The sequence below is a fragment of the Geobacter grbiciae genome, from assembly GCF_018531165.1.
GTDB classification, from domain to species: Bacteria; Desulfobacterota; Desulfuromonadia; order Geobacterales; family Geobacteraceae; genus Geobacter; species Geobacter metallireducens.
This window is the reverse complement of sequence record NZ_JAHDIW010000012.1, coordinates 22,418-44,349: the sequence shown is the minus strand read 5'-3', so window position 1 is coordinate 44,349 and position 21,932 is coordinate 22,418. Positions and strand designations below refer to the sequence as shown.

17 protein-coding genes are annotated in these 21,932 nt (G+C 61.8%); all 17 read right to left on the bottom strand.

Translation table 11 applies throughout. From position 1 onward, the window contains the following. Positions 1-17 precede the first annotated feature (17 nt). The 17 genes from narI to KJB29_RS13940 all read right to left on the bottom strand — a co-directional run bounded on the left by narI (position 18) and on the right by KJB29_RS13940 (position 21,467). Positions 18-713: a respiratory nitrate reductase subunit gamma gene (gene narI, locus KJB29_RS14020; RefSeq protein WP_215735058.1), complete on the bottom strand. Its 696-nt coding sequence runs from the start codon at positions 711-713 to the stop codon at positions 18-20. Next, positions 707-1,327 carry a nitrate reductase molybdenum cofactor assembly chaperone gene (narJ, locus tag KJB29_RS14015; protein WP_215735057.1) on the bottom strand — a complete coding sequence of 207 codons (621 nt, stop codon included), beginning with the start codon at positions 1,325-1,327 and terminating at the stop codon, positions 707-709. The genes narI and narJ overlap by 7 nt, the downstream gene beginning before the upstream one ends. Then, the gene (gene narH / locus KJB29_RS14010; protein WP_215735056.1) at positions 1,324-2,778 is read right to left on the bottom strand and encodes a nitrate reductase subunit beta; all 1,455 of its coding nucleotides are present in this window, start codon (positions 2,776-2,778) and stop codon (positions 1,324-1,326) included. The genes narJ and narH overlap by 4 nt, the downstream gene beginning before the upstream one ends. A gap of 4 nt (positions 2,779-2,782) precedes the next feature. Beyond that, a complete protein-coding gene (locus KJB29_RS14005) occupies positions 2,783-6,394 on the bottom strand; it encodes a nitrate reductase subunit alpha (RefSeq protein ID WP_215735055.1) in 3,612 nt (1,203 codons plus the stop codon). Beyond that, positions 6,395-7,186, bottom strand: a complete 792-nt coding sequence (locus tag KJB29_RS14000; protein WP_215735054.1) for a c-type cytochrome — start codon at positions 7,184-7,186, stop codon at positions 6,395-6,397. A gap of 146 nt (positions 7,187-7,332) precedes the next feature. Then, complete coding sequence (gene nrfD / locus KJB29_RS13995) at positions 7,333-8,586, bottom strand: NrfD/PsrC family molybdoenzyme membrane anchor subunit (RefSeq protein ID WP_215735053.1); 1,254 nt, start codon at positions 8,584-8,586, stop codon at positions 7,333-7,335. A 2-nt stretch (positions 8,587-8,588) separates the two neighbouring features. Then, the gene (locus KJB29_RS13990) at positions 8,589-9,371 is read right to left on the bottom strand and encodes a 4Fe-4S dicluster domain-containing protein (protein ID WP_215735052.1); all 783 of its coding nucleotides are present in this window, start codon (positions 9,369-9,371) and stop codon (positions 8,589-8,591) included. 72 nt (positions 9,372-9,443) lie between these two features. Beyond that, entirely contained in the window at positions 9,444-9,989 is a 546-nt protein-coding gene (locus KJB29_RS13985) for a cytochrome c3 family protein (protein WP_215735051.1), read from the bottom strand. Between the two features lie 817 nt (positions 9,990-10,806). After that, entirely contained in the window at positions 10,807-11,160 is a 354-nt protein-coding gene (locus KJB29_RS13980) for a helix-turn-helix domain-containing protein (RefSeq protein ID WP_215735050.1), read from the bottom strand. Continuing rightward, positions 11,138-11,479: a type II toxin-antitoxin system RelE/ParE family toxin gene (locus KJB29_RS13975; protein ID WP_215735049.1), complete on the bottom strand. Its 342-nt coding sequence runs from the start codon at positions 11,477-11,479 to the stop codon at positions 11,138-11,140. Before KJB29_RS13975 ends, KJB29_RS13980 begins: the two co-directional genes overlap by 23 nt. 691 nt (positions 11,480-12,170) lie before the next feature. Beyond that, complete coding sequence (locus KJB29_RS13970; protein WP_011365650.1) at positions 12,171-12,950, bottom strand: hypothetical protein; 780 nt, start codon at positions 12,948-12,950, stop codon at positions 12,171-12,173. A gap of 336 nt (positions 12,951-13,286) precedes the next feature. Next, positions 13,287-14,135, bottom strand: coding sequence for a CoB--CoM heterodisulfide reductase iron-sulfur subunit B family protein (locus tag KJB29_RS13965; protein WP_004514022.1), 849 nt, complete (start codon positions 14,133-14,135; stop codon positions 13,287-13,289). Then, the gene (locus tag KJB29_RS13960; RefSeq protein WP_004514021.1) at positions 14,132-15,166 is read right to left on the bottom strand and encodes a succinate dehydrogenase/fumarate reductase iron-sulfur subunit; all 1,035 of its coding nucleotides are present in this window, start codon (positions 15,164-15,166) and stop codon (positions 14,132-14,134) included. Before KJB29_RS13960 ends, KJB29_RS13965 begins: the two co-directional genes overlap by 4 nt. Then, the gene (locus tag KJB29_RS13955) at positions 15,166-16,869 is read right to left on the bottom strand and encodes an FAD-dependent oxidoreductase (protein WP_004514020.1); all 1,704 of its coding nucleotides are present in this window, start codon (positions 16,867-16,869) and stop codon (positions 15,166-15,168) included. Before KJB29_RS13955 ends, KJB29_RS13960 begins: the two co-directional genes overlap by 1 nt. Before the next feature lie 27 nt (positions 16,870-16,896). Continuing rightward, positions 16,897-17,340 (bottom strand): CBS domain-containing protein, encoded by a 444-nt coding sequence (locus tag KJB29_RS13950; RefSeq protein ID WP_004514019.1) that lies wholly within the window; start codon positions 17,338-17,340, stop codon positions 16,897-16,899. Between the two features lie 83 nt (positions 17,341-17,423). Further along, a complete protein-coding gene (locus tag KJB29_RS13945; protein WP_004514018.1) occupies positions 17,424-20,153 on the bottom strand; it encodes a citrate/2-methylcitrate synthase in 2,730 nt (909 codons plus the stop codon). A gap of 42 nt (positions 20,154-20,195) precedes the next feature. Continuing rightward, positions 20,196-21,467 (bottom strand): ATP-grasp domain-containing protein, encoded by a 1,272-nt coding sequence (locus tag KJB29_RS13940; protein ID WP_004514017.1) that lies wholly within the window; start codon positions 21,465-21,467, stop codon positions 20,196-20,198. Positions 21,468-21,932: the final 465 nt, after the last annotated feature.

Below are 21,932 nucleotides of genomic sequence, written 5' to 3'. Positions count from 1 at the left end.
TTCTCCTTGAAATGCCGTTACTCCACCTTCCCCTCGGGCCGGGAGCGCCAGCGGTAGAGGATGGGCGGATCCTTGAGAAAATCGAGGGGCCAGTAGAGGAGGTGGACCAGTTTGGTGAACGGCAGGAGCGCCACGATCAGGAATGCCCCTGCCGCATGCAGCTTGAGGATAAGAGGGAAGTCGGCCAGGTACTCCACCTTGGGGTTGAAGTAGAGGAGCGAATAGAGGTAGGGAACCGCCGTGTGGAGGTACCACTGGGAGCCCCAGCGCATGAAGAGGCTGATGTAGACCCCGGTGAGCGTCTGGAAGGTCAGCAGAATGAGGAGCACCCAGTCGGCGGGATAGGTTACCCGTTTCAGCATGGGAGCGTTGACGCGGCGCAGCAGGAGCACCACGCAGCCGAAGAGCGCGAAGAGCCCCAGGCCGAGCCCCACGCTCTCCAGGAAGACCAGGACCTCCACGTTCCCCAGGAGCGACTTCATGGCACCGGGGGCCACAACGCCAAGGGCGTGGGCCAGGATAATGGGGATGATCCCGTAGTGCCAGGGGTTGGCCCCCCAGTAGAGGGTCTTCCGCTCCAGGAACTGGGTGGAGTAGGCCGACCAGGTGAGACGGTTCGAGTAATAGCGGTAGGGGGTGACGACGATGAGCATCGCCAGGGCCACATAGGGAAGGGCCACAAAGATAAAGGTATTCAGCACGGTGTTCAGCATGGGCTTACCTCCGGATGCGCCGCCGTTTTCGGGCGGTTTTTTTCAAGAACGCCATCGCCGATCCCTTCCGCGGGGTGCTCTCCCCGGGCGGAGTCCTCGCCGCAGATGAGGCGGACAGCCTCGACCGCGGGCCTCCAGGGGGAATCCCGGCGGGATGCCGCGAAGCTGTCACTGAGCTTCTCGACCCCCGGCAATACGTGCCGGTCAATGAACGATCTCCGTGCGTCGTCCTCCCCCCCGCGGGCCAGATGGGCCAGGAACCAGAGGATGACGGGGAGGTGGTCGGGAAGCTCGTTGCCGAGGGGGGTGTAGCCGTGGCGGCCATACTCCCCCTTCAGGGCAATGAGATACGCCCCCTTCTTCTGGTTGTCGCCAAAGAGGTGGTGCCCCAGATAGGGGGCCACCGCCGGGTTGAAATCGAAGGTCGCCACGTATTCCTCCTGGAGCTCCGCCAGGGTCGATGCGGCCATGAACTCTCCGAAGGTGTCGAGGGGGCACTCCAGCCCCTCTTCGCTCAGATACCCCTGGACGGTGCCGATGGCCCACAGGAGGCCTTTCTTCTCCTGGGGATAGTCGAGCATCCGGGCCAGGGATGAATAGATATCCGCAATCATCGTCTCCCCCTCCCCGTCTTCTTGAGAATGCCGAAGCCGCTGGCCCCCTTGCGGGTGTGAGGATCGAGCTCTTCCCGCTGCTGGGGCGGGATGATGTTCCGCTCGCTGTAGCCGCCGACGGTGAAGAGACGGTAGAGACGTTTCGCCCCTGCCTCGTCGAGCCCTGCCTTCCCGAGGCTCGCCTCGTCCGTGGGCTGGTTGAGGTTCTTGGCCCGCATGTGGATGCGAAGGGCGATGAGCTTCTCCAGGGCCGCCGCCACCACGTCCCGGTTGCCGCCGCCGAAGAGGCTCGCCAGGTACCCGATGGGGGCCCGCAGGGCCTCCCGGGTCGGGATCGTCCCGTGCTCCACCAGCTCGTGAAGCTCGCCGGCGGCGGAAAGAACCGGCGAAAGGGAGGGGATGTAGTAGGCCATGGGCATGGTCCGGAACTCGGGGTGGAGCGGCAGGGCCAGGCCGAACTCCTTGACGAGGGCGTAGACCGGCGACTTCTCGGCCGCCTCCAGCCACTGCTCCGGGACGCCGTTCTTCCTCGCCCCTTCCCGGACCGCCTCGTCCCGGGGGTCGAGGATCACGGCCCGGTGGGCCTCCACGAGCTGGTTGTCGGGCTTCAGGAGCGCCTGCTCCACTTTCTCGGCGTCATAGAGGAGGACGCCGACATAGCGGATACGACCGACGCAGCTGTGGGCGCAGGCGTTGCATTGGCCGGTCTCGGTCCGGGGGAAGCAGAAGATGCACTTCTCCGCCTTGCCGCTGTTCCAGTTGAAGTAGACCTTCTTGTAGGGGCAGGCGCTGGTGCAGAACCGCCACCCCTTGCAGACCTCCTGGTCCACCAGGACGACCCCGTCCTCACCCCGCTTGTAGATGGCCCGGGATGGGCAGGAGGCGACGCAGGCGGGGTTCGCGCAGTGGTTGCAGATGCGGGGGAGGTACTGCATGAACATCGTGCTGTACTGCTCGATAATCTTCTTGTCCTCCAGGTTCACGTCCGCCGCCGCGTAGACCTGGGAGCCGGAGAGGTCGTCGTCCCAGTTGGGGCCGGCCTTGATGTGGGCCATCTTCTCCCCGGAGATCTGGGAGAAGGCCTCGGCCACCGGCTGGTCGTCACCCCCCTTGGCCCCGTAGAGGTTGCCGTAGTCGAAGTCGAAGGGCTCGTAGTAATCCTCCAGCTTCGGCATGTTGGGCTGGAAGAACATGTTGAGGAGCGTCGGCCCCTTCCCCATGGCCTTGAGCCGCAGGTTATGCCCGTCGGCGACCCACCCCCCCTTGAACGCCTCCTGGTCTTCCCACTTCTTCGGGTAGCCGACGCCGGGTTTCGTCTCCACGTTGTTCCACCACATGTATTCGGCGCCCTTGCGGTCGGTCCAGATGTTCTTGCAGGAGAGGCTGCAGGCGTGGCAGCCGATGCATTTGTCCAGGTTGAACACCATTACCAGTTGTGCTCTGACATCCATTGTCTCACCCCCTCAGCTTTCTGACGACCACGTAGCTGTCCCGGTTCACGCCGGTCGGTCCCCAGTAGTTGAAGTAGTAGCTGAACTGGGCGTAGCCCCCGAGCATCAGGGTCGGCTTCAGGCGGATGCGGGAGAGGCTATTGTGGACCCCGCCCCGCTTGCCGGTCTTCTTTGACTTCTGGATGTTGATGGTCCGCTCCGGCGCGTGGTACATCACCGCGGCCCCTTTCGGGATCCGGGAGGAGACACAGGCCCGGGAGACCACCACGCCGTTGAAGTTGTAGACCTCGATCTCCTCGTTGTCCTCGATGCCGGCCCCGGCCGCGTCCTCGTGGTTCAGCCAGACCACCGGTCCCCCCCGGCCCAGGGTGAGCATCCGGAGGTTGTCGCTGTAGGTGGAGTGGATGCTCCACTTGCCGTGGGGGGTGAGGAAGTTGAGGACAAGCCCCTTCTCCCCCTCGGTCTCGTCCAGAATCGCCGGGTTGAGCTTCGCCTTGAAGGTGGGGAGCCCCTCGTGGAACTCGCCGTAGTAGGGGTGGTCCAGGTAGAGGGACTGGCGCCCCGAGAGGGTGCGCCACGGCACGTCGTATTCCACGTTCAGGGTATAGGGGGCGTAGGGACGCCCGTTGTTCACGAGGCCGCTCCAGACTGGGGTGCTGCAGTAGCGCTGGGGCTTCTGGGTCACGTGCTCCCACTTGATCCGCAGGTCGCGGCTTCCGGCGGCGATCCCGGCCAGGGGCTTGCCGACCCGCTTCTCCAGGTTCTGGTAGGCCCGGTAGGCCAGTTCACCGTTGGACTCCGGCGCGAAGGAGAGGAGCACGTCGGCCACGGTCTTTTCGTCCTCGATGTCGAGGAACGACTTGCCGTTCCAGTTCCGGGTCGGCATGGTCTCCAGGAGCTGCTCGTGGACGTCGTCCGCCTCCCAGCTCACCCCGTGGGCATGGAGGTGCCCGATGTGGGGCCCCACCGACACGTAGCGGTTATAGAGGTTCACGTAGTCCCGCTCCACGATGGCCAGGTTCGGCATGGTCTTGCCGGGGATCGCCTCGCATTCGCCGAGCTTCCAGTCCTTCACCGATCGCTGGGCGATCTCGCCGGGAGTGTCGTGGAGGAGCGGCGCGGCGATGATGTCCTTCACCGGCGTGGGGAGGTGCTTCACCGCCAGCTCGCTCACCTTCTTGGCGATGCGGGTGAAGATCTTCCAGTCGGACTTGGACTCCCAGGACGGCGGCACGGCCGCGTCCAGGCAGTTGATGAAGGAGTGCATGTCGGTGGTGTTCAGGTCCGACTTCTCGTACCAGGTGGCCGTGGGGAGGACGATGTCCGAGTAGAGGGTGGAGGTGTCCATCCTGAAGTTCAGGTCCACCACCAGGTCCATTTTCCCCTCCGGGGCCTTGTCGTGCCAGACGAGATCCTTCACCTGCCCCTTGGCCACCTCCTTGGCGCTGACGCTGCTGTTGGGGGCGCCGATGACGTGCTTCAGGAAGAACTCGTGCCCCTTGGCGCTGGAGGAGATGGCGTTGGCCCGCCAGATGAACCAGACCTTGGGGGAGTTCCCCTGCCCGTCCGGGTCCTCGATGGCGAAGCGAGTCTCGCCGCTCTTGAGGCGATTCACGAGCCAGGAGCGGATTTCGTCGTCGTTCTGGGCGCCGGCGGCCTTGGCCGACTCCACGAGCCTCAAGGGGCTCTCGTTGAAGTGGGGGGCGAAGGGGAGCCAGCCGAGCCGGACCGCCTTGGCGTTCATATCGGCGGCGTGGAGCGGCATCCGCTCGCCGGTCTCGGGCTTGAAGTAGTCCACGAAGGTCCGGTCGTAGCGCCACTGGTCCGAGTGGATGAACCAGAAGCTCGGGGTGTTCTGGAGGCGCGAGGGCTTCACCCAGTCCTGGGCCATGGCGATGGAGGTCCAGGGGGCCAAGGGCACAACCTTCTCCTGCCCCACGTAGTGGGCGAGGCCGGCGCCGTTGCGGCCGACGCTCCCGGTCAGGATCAGGGCGGTGATGGCGGCCCGGTAGATGAGGTCGTTGTGGTACCAGTGGTTGACCCCGGCGCCGATGATGATCATGTTCCGGCCGCCGCTCTGCTCCCCGTTCTCGGCCCACTCCCGGGCGATCTTGATGAGGGAGTCGGCGGCGATGCCGGTGTACTTCTCCTGCCACTTGGGGGTGAAGGGCTTGTCGGATTCGTAGCTCTTGGGGTAGTCCCCCCCGAGCCCCCGGGAGACCCCGAACTGGGCCATGAGGAGGTCGTACACGGTGGCTACCGTCACCGGGCCGTTCTTCGTCTCGATCCGCCGGACCGGCACCTCGCGGACGCTCTCCCCTTCAGCCTCGAACGTGAAGCGAACCTTCCCGGTCTCGCCACCCAGGAGGGTCAGGCGGCAGTCGATGGGGGTACCATCCACGAGATCCGTCATGTCCAGATTCCACTTCCCCTCCTGCTTGCTCCAGCGGGTGCCGAGGCTCCCGTGGGGGATCTTCACGTCCCCGGCCCCGTCGGCCACGCAGAGGGTCCAGTCGGCATGCTCAAGGGAGGCGCTCCGCTCGAACTCGGCGGCCCGGAGGAATTCCCCCTGCTTGAGGATAACCCCACCCTCACCCTGGCCCTCTCCCTCAGGGAGAGGGGAAGAAGGGGTGAGCTTCACCAGGAACGGGAGATCAGTGTATTTCAGGGCGTACTCCTGGAAGAAGGGGACCTGGCGGTCGGCGTAGCACTCCTTGAGGATCACGTGGTTCACCGCCATCCAGAAGGCGCCGTCGTGCCCCTGCTCCACGGGGAGCCAGTTGTCGGCGAACTTGGTGGCAATGTTGTAGTCCGGGGACATGACCACCACCTTGGTCCCCCGGTAGCGGGCCTCGGTCATGAAGTGGGCATCGGGGGTCCGGGTCATGGGGACGTTGGAGCCGCAGAGCACGATGTAGGAGGCGTTGTACCAGTCGGCCGACTCATTGACGTCGGTCTGCTCCCCCCAGACCTGGGGCGATGCGGGCGGCAGGTCGCAGTACCAGTCGTAGAAGCTCATGGCGACCCCGCCGAAGAGCTGGAGGAACCGGGTGCCGGCCGCATAGCTGATCATGGACATAGCCGGGATCGGCGAAAAGCCGATGACCCGGTCCGGGCCGTATTTCTTCGCCGTGTAGATGGAGGAGGCGGCGATCAGTTCGGTCACCTCGTCCCAGTCGGCCCGGCGCATGCCGCCGGTCCCCCGCTTGCTCACATAGGCCCGGCGGGATTCCGGGTTCTCCACGATGCTCTTCCAGGCCTCCACGGGGTCTTCGTGACGGCTCCGGGCATCGCGCCAGAGATCGATGAGAGCGCCGCGCATGTAGGGGTACTTCACCCGCAAGGGGCTGTAGAGGTACCAGGAGTAGCTGATCCCCCGGGTACAGCCACGGGGCTCGTGGTTGGGGATGGTCCCGTCGAACTGGGGATAGTCGTTGGCCTGGAGCTCCCACCCCACGATGCCGTCCTTCACATGGACCATCCAGCTGCAGCTGCCGGTGCAGTTCACCCCGTGGGTGCTCCGCACCACCTTGTCGTACTGCCAGCGGTTCCGGTAGAACTCTTCCCACCCGCGGTCACATCCGCACCGGTCGTCCTTGAGCCTTTCCTGTGTCATTTATCTGGTCCTCCTTTTGTAGAGAGTCAAGCCGACGAGGAACACGACGAAAGTCCCCGCGCCGTAGGCGGGGAAGAAGGACGCAGATGGTGTGCTCTTAGTGAGGGCAGCATCCTTGTACAGGGCGATCAGGCTCGTTACTTCGTCATCGGTCAGGGGGCGGTTCTCGTAAATCTTCTTCATGGTCGGGAACTTGAGGGCCTTGAGCGCCCCCCGCATCCCCTTCTCTCCCATCTTCTGGTAGGAGGCGCTCAGGTTGGAGACGGCGAGGTTCCCCCCCGTGATACCCGGGGTCGAGATCCGATGGCAGGCGATGCACGGCGCGCCCCCGTTGGCCAGTGGCTTCTGCCCGGTGAAGAGCGCTTTACCCTTGGCAACCAGGGCCGGCGTCACCACGACTTCCGGATGCTCGTCCGCCGGCGGGGCACCCGCCTGGGCGGCGCCACCCCCCCCTCCCCTGAGCCAGGCGATGATTTTAATGGCGTCATCATGGCTGATGCCGAGGGTCGGCATCTCGTAGCCGTATTTCTTGATCAGCTCCTTCCGGGCCGGATCGGTCGCAGCCATCGCATCCGGATGAATGATGATCGACTCGAGCCACTCCTCGGACCTCCTGTCGGTCACCCCCTTGAGGTCCGGCCCTCCCGAATCGCCGCCGCCGACGGTGTGGCAGCCTGAACACTGTTTGTCGAACAGGTCCTTGCCCGGATCACCGTACGCGTGCGCCGCAAAGGACAGCACCAGAATCAGACATACGCGGCTGACTGCTGCTCGGAGAATTCCTCTCGCCATGACGTTCCTCCCGTTACGTGGATAAGTGTGCAATATCTAATCAATTCAACATATTAGTCTAAGCAAAGTTTATCCGTAAAATAGCGTTTTGCAACCATGCCACCTTGACTTTAGTCAAGTAATCGAAAATGGCTCCAAACTTTTATTCAATGGGTATCCTCGCACTTGAAAACCGGGAAAATCTTGTTCAGCCCCCAGAAAAAGATGAACGGCAGCACCCCCACCAGCAGGGCACCCAGGAGCCCCTCCTTGAAGGTCTCGATGTCGCGGGGGATGATCGGAAGCTCGTAGTGCATGTAGCCGGAAAAGGAGGCCGAGAAGGCCTGGCCGCCGATGACCAGGTTCCACCGCATCATGAAGACCCCCATGAGGACCAGAATCGTGGCCACGACCGCCCGTCGCACCGTGAGCCGCGGCAGGAGGAAGAGAGCCAGGGGGACCAGGTTGCCGATGCCGTACTGGATCACGAAGACGTTGACGAAATCCTTGCCGTAGATGAGGCTCCGTACGATCTCCCACGAGCTGAACTTGGCGTAGTCCCGGAAGAGGAGGTCCAGGAGCTCCAGCCCCAGGGCCGCCAGGAGGGCCAGAACCAGGTATTTAGCGGTCATGGTGACCTCGTACATCTCCACGGTCCGGATCTCCTCCGGGGTGGGGAGGCTCGGGTCGCTCTTTCGCTTCCAGGCGACGATGAGCTTGCGGATCTCCATGGTCGCGATGTAGCAGAGGACGCAGAGGGCGATCCCCGACACCACGGCGGAGCAGATGAAGATGAAGGGCATGAGGGGGGTGGTCCAGAGGGCATTGGCCTTCACGGAGCCGAAAATGAAACCGGCGTAGCCGTGGAGGAGACAGGCCACCGGAATACCGGTGGTCGCCATGATCTTCACTGCCCGTTCATCCTTTGCCAGGGCGTGCTCGCTGATGTCCCAGGCGCCGAGGGTGAGGGCCGAAAAGAGGAGCTGCCGTCCCCGCTCGGGGATGGTCTTGTCCCGCTTTTCCCTAAGCGCCAGGGCCGTCTCCACGAAGTGCCGCCGGTAGACGAACCAGAGCTCCGAGGCGACGATCATGCCGTAGGTGGAGAAGGCGATGCCGAAGGCGGCAATGGCCGAGGTGAAGTGGGGTGTCAGCATCACCTCGATCCCCCGTTCCGGGTGCTGGAGATGGAGTTGGAGCGGTATCATCGCCACGGGGAGGAGGGCGAAGGAGAAAACCAGCGAAAACCGCGCGATATCCTTCAGCTGTTTGATCCCGAAGACGTGATAGAGGGAGGAGAGGACAAAGGCGCCGGCCACGAGGCCGGTCATGAACGGGTACATGACGATCTGGATGGTCCAGTAGATGTACTCGTTGGGGTAGACGAACAGCTCTTTCAGCGTCCATGCTTCACCGTGTACCATGGCTATTTCACCTCCCGGGAAAGGGCAAGATAGTAGACCTGCGGTTTGGTGCCGTACTGCTCCTTCAGGACGCCGACCCGTCCCGACATGATGGTCTTCGTCACGGGATCGTCGGGGTCCCGGAGGTTGCCGATCTTCCGGGCGCCAAAGGGGCAGGCGTCCACGCAGGCCGTCTTCATCCCCTGGCTGATCCGGTGGTAGCAGAAGGTGCATTTCTCCGCCGTCTTGTAGGCCGGATTGAAGGAGCGTACCCCGTAGGGACACGCCATGATGCAGTAGGCGCAGCCGATGCAGTGCTTCCGGTCCACCAGCACCACGCCGTCGGGGGTCTGGTAGGTGGCCCCCACCGGGCAGACCTGGACGCAGGCGGGGTTATCGCACTGGTTGCAGAGCTTCGGCACGAAGAACGCCTTTTCGATCTCCTCCGCCTTCACCTCGCGATACCCTTCCTCCCCCTGGTCGACCCGGTCCGTAGTGAAGCCGTCCCGGGCTCCCCGGGGAGAATCCACGTAGGTCTTCCCCTTCCGGGTGACCACGTACCGTTCCACCCAGGTGCGGGTGATGTTGGTCTCGTGGGGGATCTCGTTCTCCGTCTTGCACGCCTTGACGCAGAAGCCGCACCCGACGCAGGCCTGGGTGTCCACCAGAAAGGCCCACCGGACCGGCGATTCGTCTCCCTTATTGGCAAGGAGCTTCCTCGGACTGATGAGTTCCAGGGCCGAGAGGGGCACCGCCAGCCCCGCGATGACCGTGATGCTATTTTTGAGAAAATCTCGCCTGTTCATTGCTGCTCCTCCTTGAGGCTCATGCAAAACTACTGCGGGGCCGGTCTGCGTTGTTGCCGCTCACTCGAAAGCTCAACGTACCAACGGGTACGCCTCGCTTCCTCGCTCACTTGCGCCTAGCATCCCGGCCTCCTCATCTCGTTTTGCATGAGCCTCCTTGACGACCGGGTTGTGGGGATCATGGCACAGAACGCATTCCGCCTCGGGGTTGTGGGTCTCGGGGTTGATGCCGGCGATGGAGGCCCTGCCGCTGGTGGGGGTGGTGAGGGCTGCATGGCAGCGGAGGCAGAGCTTGCGGCTCCGGTCGATGGTGAGGGTGGGCGGGTCCTCGGGATGGTTCAGGGCCGGCCCGTGGCAGTTCTCGCAGGAGATGATCCCGTGGGGGGTGCGAGCCAGGCTCTCCGCCTTGTCGGCGTGGCATTCCTTGCAGTACGCGGCCGTCCGGTACTTCACCGTCACGGCCTTCCATTCGTTTTCGTTACCCTTGCGGTGCCAGCCGTACATGTACCCTCGTTCGTGGACGCCGAAGTCTTTCGGCACCAGGAACGTTCTGGCAACGAGGACCAGTGCGATCAGGGCCACGGCGATGAAGAGCGGCCGCCAGACGTGATTCCCCATGGAATACTCCCCTTTCTTCGATGTCTCATCATATTTCGGGACAACGGGACATCGCCCCTACAACCGGCATAAAATATTGTTCTACCTAAAGCACCCTTCCGTCAAAACTCCCGCCGTCCCTGACATTATGAACCAACAACCTGACATCACAATGGCAAGTGACGTACCAAATGCGCCAACCAAAATAAAGAATCATAACCATGTGATACTAATAAACTAATCAAAGAAAGAAGCCACGGGAGGGATGCGCGGGGACAGGGATGACGTTACTTTGCGGTAACGGATGGGTGGGAAACGTTACGTGCCCCGGTTTCGTTCAAAGCACTGGCAACAGGGGAAGAGAGGGCCGGACGGACGGGAGCTGCCGGGTGCCGGCCAGAATTCATGGTGGCGCAGGAACGCTTGCCTGAATGGCAAACTCTTAATGTTTGACATCCGGCCGCCTGCTGGCTACAACAGGCGCAGGGTAGAAATTGCATAGCTGGCTGGTTGAACATTGAGACCGAGATGCTGAAACCGCTGCTAATCGCTTTACCGTTGAGCATCTCCGAAATGCCTTGAAGCACGTCTCGAAGAAGCTGAGTAGTGGGTTGCATGACGCTCGACTAAAATATCGCGGTCGGCCCTCGCGAAGACAAATTTAATATTTTTCATGCTCACTAACTAAATATTCAATATGGGTAGGTAAGCGATTCATGCGCGTGCGTGAACCGCTCAGCAACAAGTTGTTTATTTGCCAACTCAGTATCATTGACAAATAGACAACGTCCCCGTGCGACGACCAAACACACCATACTTCTCGCTGACAGTAGCGAAGCTACCCAGCCACCCGCTTCGTGGCGGCCCGACCTGGGTGGCTGGCCCTTCCTTCAATTTCCCGAGCTTTAGTCTCTTTGACGAGCCGCAACTCCAGACGGCAACCGAGGGCGTGTGCGTACTTCTGCAGCGTGGCCAGCGAGGGAGAATGTTTTCCTCCTCCTGACTCAAGCCGTGCAATTGCCGACTGTGTTGTACCGATGCGTTCGGCAACTTCCGCCTGTGTAACTCCAGCAGCTGCACGCGCTTTCAGAAATTCTTCCAGAAAAGCAAATTCCTCGTCAAGCCGGTCATATTCGGCTTTCACATCCGGGCGTTCGAGCGCACGGGCTTTAAGTTTTTTGTGCGTGAGCATTCTTAACCTCCTTCATCCTCCTCCGCGCCAGTTCAAGCTCTCTGGGCGGAGTCTTGTCCGTTTTCTTCGTGAATTGATGCAGCATCACGATCTTCTTGCCGACCATGGTGCAGTAGAACACCCGCGCTATACCTTCCGAGGCCTTAAGCCGCAGTTCGAACAGCCCTTCCCCCATAGCGCGGGTGTGCGGCATGCCGAGGTCCGGACCGTAAACCTCCATGCGGTCAGTATACCGAAGATACCTGCCTAGAAAGCCCGCCGGCATTGCCAGTATTTCCTCTTGAAGCGATTCGCTGTAATAGGTGATTGTCCAAACCATGAAAAAACATAGCACATTTGCTATACTCAATCCAGGCTTTTGTACTATACGCAGCGCGCCTCCTTCCAGCGCAGAATGCCTGAAAAACGAAACCAGAGGCCGTCACAGAAAATAATAGAGGGAAGCGGCAGCGTGGAGCCCTTAATGGGCAACAGACAATTGGGGCAATACATTCCCATGGGGGGCATGAAAATGCCCACAAGGGGGAGGACGGCTGCTTCTTCAGAACCCTGTCGGTTCTAGGGGAGGGGCTCGGGCTCGCAACGATGGGAAAAAGCTTTCGTCTTTTTCAAGCACGAGGAAGAGGAGGGGAGCCCCATCACCGGCCCCGAAACGCGGGATTGCCGGGGGTGAGGTGAGCGACGGCGACCATCGGGGCGGAAGGAATCCCAATATGAGTAAATTGCCATGAAAACCGGTGCGTCACACGCTTTCCACGGCGGGTGTGGATAAGTCGCGCGCAACTGTGGATATGTTTCAGGATTGTCACGTATCATTGGGCACTTCTGCATCCTGCACAACGAATAAGCACCACGCGTAACCACATGAAATCACGTGTCAATAACAAATTTTCCGTGTATACACTTCAGACTGCTTCAGGGTTGGAACAGGTAACGGAACAAGTGCCGGAAACAGTGGATAAATGTCCCAAATCGCAACGGGAAAGATACTTCCCTGTTACACTCCCGGGCTAAATCAAAAACTCCTTCTCTCTCCCACTCCGTATTACATTGGCATACTGCACCTTGAACAGAGTTCTCGGCTTTCCCTGGAATTCCTCGACACGACTGTCCAGCACCTCGAATTCGGCATCAATGTCAATCTCCCGCTTGTACTGAAACCGGTCCCACCGGCCCTGGTCGATGACGTGAATTTTTTCGCCTTTTTTGCACGTTGCGATGAGCACCGGCACGGCATCCCGCTCGTTGTTGTCCCAGAGATACGCCACGTCGGCCTGGGGGAAAATCCGCTCGACGGATGCCGGCATGTCACGGTGGGCTTCCAGAAAGTCCTGAAAACTCGGCCGCAATGATTCTCCAATGTCGGCGTGTTTATTCAGAAAGACCGTAAACGCGTTGTATTCGCCGGCCACATGCCGGGTCAGCGACCGTTTCCAGGCTTCGGTGGCCTGTGCCGTAAAAAAGTTGCATTCAATGTGACGGCCGGCATTACGGCCAATCGAGATGTACTCCTCAGCCCTTTTCGACACGCAAAAGGGCCAATCCACCGTCACTCTCCCGGCATCACCGTAAATTACCGTGGAGCGCTCGCGACCGTACACCATGCTGACATGATCCCTGACATCCTGTTCCTGAACATCTCCGCGGCACCTCCCCGCTTCCTTGACGACCATTGCGTCGTAATCAAGATGCACGAACTCCCCGCTACCCTTGGTTTCATAGTTTGTTCGAATGTACGTTGTTTTCCCCGATGCGGGGGGGCCGCCAACCAATTCCAGAATTTTTCCCATGATTTTCACCTCCTGCGAAAACCGGACGGGTGACAGACGAGCCATCGAGATTCCTTGCCATGACTAATGGCAAGTGGTGTACCAAATACTTCGAGCCACTCAAAAAATTGCATCGGGTTGATAATATTGGATTATTCAGAATACAGCGCGCGGAAAAAGGGATACAGAGCCGTACCGTCGTTACCGTACGGTAACAGAGTGGGAGAGAAGAGTTACCTCGTTCCTGCATAAGGAACCGAAGAGGGAAAGGATAAAAAAGGCCGGAGCGTCCCCCGGCCAGAGAAAGGAGCACCCATGGCTGTAAGTGCTCGTCCACTCAAAAATGTATCGGACTGACTATGCGGCGACCATATGACGGTCTATGCCGAGCTCCTCTTTTGAATATCCCAAGGCGAGGCCGATCATCTGGGAGAGGTGGAGGACCGGAATGTTTCCGGCCGCGGCACGTCCCGACAGAGCCCTGTCCTGGTAGGCATCGAGGGCGGTGTGACAGAGGGGGCACGGGGTGACGATGTAGTCGGCCCCGGCCCGGAGCGCATCCTCAAGGGCGTTCCCCGTCATGGCGAGGGACTGCTTCTCCGCCACCAGGAGGGTATGGAAGCCGCAGCACTTGTTCTTGGAGCCGTACTCCACCAGGCTCCCGCCAAGGGCCTCAACCAGGCGGTCCAGGGACGAGGGGGCGGCGGGGTTGTCCCTCCCCAGGAGGGAGGAGGGGCGCAGGATGTGGCAGCCGTAGAACGGGGCGAAGCGGACCCCCCAGAGAGGGGCGGTCACCTTGCCGGCAAGCCTCTCCAGTCCGTAATCCTCGTTGATGACCCAGAGGAGGTGCTTCACGTCGCTGGCCCCTTCATAGCGGAGCCCTTCGTCCGCCAGATGGGCATTCACCAGCTCCCGCTTCTCGGGGGAGGTGCCCAGGAGATGCTTGGCGCGGCGCAGGGTCAGAAGGCAGGTGCTGCAGGAGGTCACGAGATCGAGCCCCAATTGCTCCGCAAGGGCGATGTTCCGCCCGTTGACGATGATGAAGTGGTCGGGGCTCACGTAATCGAGGTTGCTCCCCCCGCAGCAGGTCCCGTTCTCCAGGGTCACCAGTTCGAGGTCCAGGTCCTTTTTCCACAGGTGGAGGGACTGGTCCACTTCCCTGGTCATGGACTCGTTGATGCAACTCAGGAAATAAGCGTATCTCATAGGCACTCTCCGCTTCGTGGCGCCGACCGTAGGGGCAATTCATGAATTGCCCCTACAGCCTCCCCGCCCGGATTTGCCTCCAGGCGGCTGTAAATGTCGCTGACCCGGTCGATGTCGGGAATCGGCCGCACCCACAGGGGTGGAGTCCGACCCTTGAGCCCCATCTTGACCGCCAGGGGTACCATCCTGAGGCTCCCGATCATCCCCTTGGTGCGGAGCGGCAAGGTGACCTCCCTCAGCCTGCCGAGGTCGCGGATGTCGTCGAAGAATGCCTGGGCGTGACGGGCCCCCTCGGAGTCGGTCATCCCCCGCTCAAAGGCTTCCTCCCGCAGGCGGTGGATGCCGTCCATGATCGGTATGTTCTTGGTGCAGTGCTCCATGCACTTGTGGCAGTGGGCACAGTCCCACAGGCCGTGGTCGGAGGAGACCCGCTCCAGCCGCTCACAGGCGAGGGTGTCGCGGGAGTCGTTATTCATGCGGAACGCCTTCACGAGGACCGGCGGCGAGATGTAGCTCCGGTTCACCTCCATCATGCTGCACTCCGAGTAGCACGACCCGCAGAGGATACAGTCCGATGCCGCGTTGATGGCCTCGAACTCCCCGTCGCTCACGAGATGCTCTTTCCGCCCCATTTCCTCCTGGGGGATCGCCGGCTTAACCCAGCTGTAATTCTCTTTCAGCTTGTCCATGATCGGGTCGATGTCCACCACCAGGTCCCGGATCACTTCCAGATTGTTCAGGGGCTCGATGAGGATCGTGTGTTCTCCGTCCCCCCCCAGCTCGTCCCAGACCTGGGTCGTGCAGGCAAGCTTCGAGACCCCGTTGATGCGGACCGCGCAGGAACCGCAGATTCCCGCCTGGCAGAAGGCCCGGAAGGTAAGGCGCGGCTCCAGGTGCTCCTTGATGTGGTTCAGGGCGCGCAGGATGGTAATCCCCTTCTCGACGGCAATCCTGAAGTTGTCGTAAAAAGGAGTGCGGTCAACCTGGGGGTTGTAGCGGTAGATGCGGAATGAAACCTCTCGCCGTTCCATTAGTAACTCCTTGTCTCGAGGGAGTATTTCCCCATGGTGACCGGCTTGTGGCCGAGACGGACCTCGCCATCCCGCTCCATGGTGCAGAGGGAATGGATGTGCCACGCTCCGTCGTCACGCCGGGGGAAGTCCTCGCGGTAATGGGACCCCCTGCTCTCCTGCCGGGCCAGGGCGGTGATGGCGACGCAGGAGGCCAGGTCGAGCATGTTCTTGAGCTCCAGGATCTGAATCAGGTTGGTGTTGTAGACGGTCCCCGTGTCGAAGAGCCGGATGCGCCGGAAGCGCTCCCGCAGGGCCAGGATCTCTTCCACCCCCGTGCGGAGCCTCTCTTCGACCCGATAGATCCCCACGTTGTCCCCCATGGCCTTTCCCATCTCCTCCCTGATGATGCCGTAACGCTCGTAGCGCTCAGGATTGGCGTACGACCTGATTTCGTCGGCCATCCCCGCAACCGCGCCCGGGGGTATCCCCAGCGCCCTGCGCCGGGGGGCCTCCTCGGCCGCCTCCTGTCCCGCTCGTTTCCCGAACACCAGGATGTCCAGGAGCGAGTTTCCCCCCAGCCGGTTGGCCCCGTGCACGGAGACGCAGGCGCACTCCCCCACGGCAAAGACGCCGCGGACCGCGGTCTTCGCCATGTGGGCGTCGATCCCCCCCATGGAGTAGTGGGCCGTGGGACGGACCGGGATCGGCTCCGCGATGGGGTCCACCCCCTCGAAGTGCATGGAGAGTTCCCTGATCTGGGGGAGCTTCTTCTTGATGGCCTCGGCACCCAGGTGGCGGAGATCCAGTTCGATGTAGCTCCCGGCATCGCTCTCGAAGCCGTTCCCCTCGATGATCTCCGTCTCCATGGAGCGGGCCACCAGGTCCCGGGGACCCAGCTCCATCTTCTGGGGGGCATAGCGGACCATGAAGCGCTCCCCGTGGCGGTTGAGGAGATACCCCCCCTCGCCCCTCGCCCCTTCCGTCACCAGGAGCCCGCTCTTGCGCAGCCCCGTCGGGTGGAACTGGATGAACTCCATGTCCTTCAGGGGAATGCCGGCCCGCAGGGCCGCGGCCTGGCCGTCACCGGTGTTGCCGGCCGCGTTGCTGGAGCGGTTCCAGTACATCTTGGCGTGGCCGCCGGTGGCCAGGATGACCACCGGGGCCACAAAGGTCTCGATGGCGCTCGTGGCCATGTTCAGGGTGATGACCCCCTGGCAGTCGCCGTCGGCATGCTCCAGGGAGAGGAGGAAATATTCGTTGAAGAACGTCACCCCCCGGCGGAGGCACTGCTCGAACAGGGTGTGGAGGAGGGTATGGCCGGTCTTGTCGGCGCAGTAGCAGCAGCGGTCCTTCACGGTCCCGCCGAAGGGGCGCTGGGCGATGGTGCCATCAGCGAATCGCGAAAACGGCGCCCCCAGGTTCTCCAGCTCCCGCACCACCGACGGGGCCTGGCTGCAGAGGTAGTCGACGGCATCCTGGTCCGCCAGGTAGTCGCTCCCCTTGACGGTGTCGAAGACATGGAGATCCACGGTGTCGTCCCGGTCCTTGTTCCCCAGGGCCGCGTTGACCCCCCCCTGGGCCGCGGAGGTATGGGAGCGGGTCGGGTAGACCTTGGAGATGACGGCCACGGAAACCCGCGGGTTGGTGCGCACCGCCTCCAGGGCGGCGAACAGCCCTCCTCCCCCTGCCCCGACGATGACTATGTCGAATTTGTGCTCCATGACTGCCTCCCTGCGTGGGTGTTGCGGCTACAGGGCCACCTGGGCCACTGCCGGCAAATCCTCGACTGCCCGGAAGATCTCGATCTCGCTGATGATCCCCGCCAGTTCGTTCCCCCGGAGCACCACGAGCCGCCGGACGCCGAGCCGGTTCATCATCCGCAGCGCGTACTTCACCCGCATGGTCGGGTCGATGCTGTAGACCGGCTTGGTCATGATGTCGTGCACCTGGGTGTTCCAGATATCGCGGTAGATGTTCTCCCCCGGGTCGATGACCTTGCCGAGGATGTCCCGCACCGTGAGGATGCCGTACACATCGTCCTCGTTGCGGGGAAGGACCACAAGGCTGGCAACCTTTCTCGTCTTTATGAGCTGGATCGCCTGGGCAACGGTCTGGCTCCCTTCAATGCTGGCCACTTCCCGCTGCATGTACTCGGATACGGGGGTGTTGCGGATTTTTTTCAATGCCTCCATGGAGCCACCTCCTTGTTCCAACGGTCGTTTTCTTCCCCCTCTCCCCGGGGGAGAGGGTGCCCGAAGGGCGGGTGAGGGGTACGCTACGCCAGATACACCAGCTCGCCGGGATTGGTGCGGCAGTCGAGATCCTGTCCCCTGCCCAGGTGGTCGGCGATTTCGGCCGACACCCCCGCCATCCGGCCGTAGAGGAACATGATGAAGACGATCTCCTGGGCATCCTGCTCGCTGATTTCGCCGTCCCGGAGCTGCTTCCAGAGGAGATCCAGGGCGATGCACGCGATGACCGCATCGACGTTGACGCAGTAGACGTTGCTCGTTATCCCCTCGGCGTGGAGCTCCGTGACCAGGTGGTGGTAGAACTCCAGGAAGGGATTCTGGATCTCCTTCCCCTTGAGAAGATTGCGGATGAAGACCTCTCGCGGGTCGTGGTTTTCGGCCTTGTCGCGGAACACCGGATGGTTGATGCACGGAATCCGCTCCGTCGCCCCTTCGATCTTCGCCTTCTTCTTCCGGACCACGAATTCCTGGGTTGCCCGGGCTGCCAGCCCCTTGAGGACCGGGTCCAACTCCACCGGGGTTCCCTGGTACGGGTCGGTCTCCGAGAAGATGTCCAGGAGATAGCTCACCGATTCGAAGCCATTCCCCCCGTGGGCCAGGCCGGTGTTGGCCAGGAAGCCGGCATAGGCCGTGGCGATGTGGTTGCGGGCGCTGATGCTTTCCTTGGCTCCCTTGGCGCTGAGGGTTCCCGGGCCGTTGGTGACGGTGAGGTTGAGGAGCGCGTTGTAGGTGAAGAGCTCCTGCTCCTGCGGAACCCGGTTGAAAAGCACCTGGAAGCAGGTGGACGCAAAATCGGTAGAGAGGATCGTCGGATCCATGAGCGCGTGGAGTTTCTGCCAGAAGGGATTCCGCTCCGGGTTCACGGGAGAGACGCCAACGATGATCCCGTTCAGCCCCAGGTACGTCCCGAGATCCTGGGCAACCTCCCGGGCGATGCGGCGCTCCGCCAGGGGTTTCCAGGCGAGCCCCAGGAGGATGGCGGAGGCGAGAAGCGTGAAGGAATCAACGGGTTCTCCCTCGGCGCGACGTTTCTCGCTATACACCTGGGCGAAACGGGTGAGGATTGTCTCCTGGCCATGGGTCCGGAGCAGTGCTCCGAAATACTCCGCCAGCTGTTCCGAACGGGGGTCCTCCACGGCGGCGGGGAATCCCTCGCCGTCGCTGCATGCTTTCTCGATGAGCTCCTCGTTGATGGAGAGATCTCCCCCGGTCTCGTGGAAGAACCGGTCGATGAGCCAGGAGCTCGTGGCCCGCAGCGACTCAAAGAGGGGATTGTTCCCCGCAAGGAGCACCTCGGCGCCGATGGCGGCGTTGGGGGTGCAGCCGTTGGCCCTCCCCCTAGCCACAGTGGCGATATTCTCGCTTCCCCGGGCCGCGAACCAGTTGAGGAGCGGGTTGATGACGGCCATCTGACCGGCGTCGGGCATGGTCTTCAGGACCGAGTAGGCCGTCACGGCGCCGAAGGGCTCCTCGATGAGATCCAGGAGCTTGCGGCCGTGGAGCGAGATGGTGAAGTCGGCCGGGTCGATGGCGCTGGCGCCGGAGCGGTTGCGCATGGGCTCCCGCATGATGCGGGCCCCCACCAGCTTGTTGAACTTCTCGATCTCCTCCCCGTAGGGGGAGATGGCCCGCACCGGATGCATCCGGAGTTGCTGGGGCATGGTCAGATCCTGATCGTTTACGAACCACGGCTTGAGGCTCAGATCCCCCGTGGAGGGAAAGTCGGGATTTTCGCCCATGAGCTCCATGCAGGCGGTGACCGCCTCGGGCACATCCTGGATGGTCCTGATCCGGATCCCCCGTTTGGAGACCTCTGGCCGCTCCGGATCAAAGACCGGCACCCCGAAGAAGTCATCGAACCAGATCTCCTTCGCCTCGGCGTCGTCGCCGCTTCCCGCCATGGCTCCGGCGTGGCCGCAGGAGCGGGTCAGGTTCTTCTTCCACCGCCCGGTCACGCAGGCGATGATCGGCTTGGTCAGCTTGAAGCGCCCCTCGCTGATCCAGTCAAGGGCCTGCTTCTCGTAGTACCCCCCCGGTTCCACGTAGACCACGATGGCCTTGGTGCGGGGGTCGTTCTCGGCGCAGTAGAGGAATTCCGCCAGGGCGAAATGGATGTAGACGTCCTTGCCGCTGCTGAGGATGGTGGAGGTTCCGAACCCGGCGGTCTTCAGGTACTCGGAGATGGTGGTGCTGAAGTTGCCGGAGTTACTGTAGATGGCGACACTCCCCTTCCGCAGGCTCTGGGCCGGAACGTCCCCCCCCAGGGCGCCGCCGATCCGCACCTGATCCCAGGAGTTGGCAATCCCCAGGGTGTTGGCCCCGATCACGTCCACCTTGGCGTTCTGGCAGCCGTAGCGGATCAGGCGCGAATCCCGGGCCGAGACCTTCTCGGTCACGATGACGATCCGCTTCAGGTTGACGTTACGGGCGCACATCTCCGACACCGCGTGGGAAACGGCGCTGGGGGGGAGATAGACCACGCCGGTGTCGAAGTGGATGCCAGCCCTGATGACGTCGGAGATGCTGCCGAAGACCGGGATGTCCCCCACGGGGGTCTCGAAGGTTCCGCCCGACTCACCGTACTGGACCCCGGCAACCACGTTCCCGCCGCTGTAAGCGTGGGAGACGGGGGTGACGAGTGAGCTCTCGGTCCCCCGGATGTTCATGATGCAGACCCGGGAATGCTTGTTGGCCAGCTCGTGGAGCGACTGGACACCGACGTGGTAGGGAAAGGGATTATTTTGATAGTTCATTGGTTATCTCCTTCGTGAAGTCGTTCCGTCTCGCGACGCTGCTCACGCCGCCTTGGCCTTGATCTGCTTCGGCGCCACCGCGACCGGTTTCGGCTCAAGAAACGAATCGATCTCGATGGCATGCTGCAGAACGCTCATCATGCTGCTGTCATGGCCGAAGAAGCGGTAGGGGACACGAAGGGAGTCGAGGACGTCCCTGCCGTAGACCATCCCCTCCACCACCATGGGACCGCCCCGCCCCGCCACCACGAAGACGTCGGGGTTCAGGCGGATGTGCTCCCGAAGCGAATCGAAGATCGCCTTGAAGGTGGTGAAGATGTTGGTGTTGTTGGCCCGTCCCCCGATCAGGAGCACCACGTTCGCCTGGGGAAGCCAGTGCTTGAAGGTGATGTCGGCAATGGCCCTGATCTTCTCGTAGGGGGGGTTGCCGCCGAAGTCGGAGGAGATGATGGCCCGGTCCGCCAGGATCTCCGTGGCAGCGCTGTTGGCCCCGCCCCCGAAGATGAAGGGGAGGATCGTCCCCTTGGGGTTCACCTCCGTCACGTCGCTCTGCCCCTGGTGGGTCCGCAGGACATTGATCTCCGACTCGAACTGGGTGATGGTGGTGGAGAAGATCTCCTCCGGGTAGCCGAGCCGTTTCCAGGCCGGGTTGTCCTGGTCGAAGGAGGCCTTGATGTCGCAGGCGAAGGGGACGTAGCGCCCCTTCACCTTCCCCATCCGGATGGGGTTCAGCTCCAGGGTGGTGAGGCCGTAGTTGTCATAGACCTGCCAGAGCTTCGGCAGATGCTGAACGAGGGAACTGATGTACTGGGGGGGGCACTTCAGCTCCCGCAGGGCATCGTTGATATGGAACGACTTCACGCCGGTGACCGGGTTGAAGACGATGGTCCGCTTGTCCTCGGGGGGGACATCTTCCACGTCGACCCCACCCTTGGTGGTCAGGAGGAGGACCGGCATCCGGTATTCACTGGACTCGGAGATGCTCACGTAGATCTCGATGTCCGAGGCGATGTATCCTTCAAAGGTCACGCCACAGGCCTGCACCTCGCGGTTCCCCTGGTGATGGGTGGCAAAGAAGAGGTCACGCTTGGCGACCATCGCGTCAAAGACATTGGAACAAATGCGCACTAGACCAGCCTTACCCTTTTTCCCCACGCCACCGAGGAACACCGGTTTGACAATACACTTGCCGCCATGGGATGCAATCAGCTCATTGATCTCATCGTGGGAAGCATCCTCTGTCAGAACCTGCGACACGGGAAACTCCACCAGATCGAGCAGCCTTCTTCCATACTTTAATCCTGTCAACTGCATAGAGACCTCCTCATGCCCTTTGTTAACGTCGCTCAGCTTTTGATAGTGCTGCATCGGCTGCAGCCAACTAATCTTCCGGATTTTGACAGTCTGCCACGGCCCTGACACAGAGATCAGGCGGCTGACCATACACCAGGAAGAGCAGGTTGCCGATATAATGGCAATCGGCATACCAAAAGTGATGGTCACCATAAAAAAAATTAACTATCTGATTTTGCGGAGTTTTTTAAGGGCACTCACTGGCAGGAGGTGCCGGCGGGCACAAGCAGATGTTTCCATAGCGTAACGTGGCGGGTGAGAAGGGTTACGCGGATTCGGATGATCCGCGTTCTTTCATATGGTTCGAAATGGGGTACATTTGTAGGGGCGGTGCTTGCCGCGCCCCTACTGGCAGAGCAAGCGCCACCCCTTCACGTGGGAATGCCAACCCAGCGGCACGGCATTTGAATCACAGCAGCAACAACA

Bases quoted from the DNA above. Each gene is read 5' to 3' on its own strand.
- narI (WP_215735058.1), bottom strand. From the start codon at position 713: ATGCTGAACACCGTGCTGAATACCTTTATCTTTGTGGCCCTTCCCTAT.
- narJ (WP_215735057.1), bottom strand. From the start codon at position 1,327: ATGATTGCGGATATCTATTCATCCCTGGCCCGGATGCTCGACTATCCC.
- narH (WP_215735056.1), bottom strand. From the start codon at position 2,778: ATGGATGTCAGAGCACAACTGGTAATGGTGTTCAACCTGGACAAATGC.
- KJB29_RS14005 (WP_215735055.1), bottom strand. From the start codon at position 6,394: ATGACACAGGAAAGGCTCAAGGACGACCGGTGCGGATGTGACCGCGGG.
- KJB29_RS14000 (WP_215735054.1), bottom strand. From the start codon at position 7,186: ATGGCGAGAGGAATTCTCCGAGCAGCAGTCAGCCGCGTATGTCTGATT.
- nrfD (WP_215735053.1), bottom strand. From the start codon at position 8,586: ATGGTACACGGTGAAGCATGGACGCTGAAAGAGCTGTTCGTCTACCCC.
- KJB29_RS13990 (WP_215735052.1), bottom strand. From the start codon at position 9,371: ATGAACAGGCGAGATTTTCTCAAAAATAGCATCACGGTCATCGCGGGG.
- KJB29_RS13985 (WP_215735051.1), bottom strand. From the start codon at position 9,989: ATGGGGAATCACGTCTGGCGGCCGCTCTTCATCGCCGTGGCCCTGATC.
- KJB29_RS13980 (WP_215735050.1), bottom strand. From the start codon at position 11,160: ATGCTCACGCACAAAAAACTTAAAGCCCGTGCGCTCGAACGCCCGGAT.
- KJB29_RS13975 (WP_215735049.1), bottom strand. From the start codon at position 11,479: ATGGTTTGGACAATCACCTATTACAGCGAATCGCTTCAAGAGGAAATA.
- KJB29_RS13970 (WP_011365650.1), bottom strand. From the start codon at position 12,950: ATGGGAAAAATTCTGGAATTGGTTGGCGGCCCCCCCGCATCGGGGAAA.
- KJB29_RS13965 (WP_004514022.1), bottom strand. From the start codon at position 14,135: ATGAGATACGCTTATTTCCTGAGTTGCATCAACGAGTCCATGACCAGG.
- KJB29_RS13960 (WP_004514021.1), bottom strand. From the start codon at position 15,166: ATGGAACGGCGAGAGGTTTCATTCCGCATCTACCGCTACAACCCCCAG.
- KJB29_RS13955 (WP_004514020.1), bottom strand. From the start codon at position 16,869: ATGGAGCACAAATTCGACATAGTCATCGTCGGGGCAGGGGGAGGAGGG.
- KJB29_RS13950 (WP_004514019.1), bottom strand. From the start codon at position 17,340: ATGGAGGCATTGAAAAAAATCCGCAACACCCCCGTATCCGAGTACATG.
- KJB29_RS13945 (WP_004514018.1), bottom strand. From the start codon at position 20,153: ATGAACTATCAAAATAATCCCTTTCCCTACCACGTCGGTGTCCAGTCG.
- KJB29_RS13940 (WP_004514017.1), bottom strand. From the start codon at position 21,467: ATGCAGTTGACAGGATTAAAGTATGGAAGAAGGCTGCTCGATCTGGTG.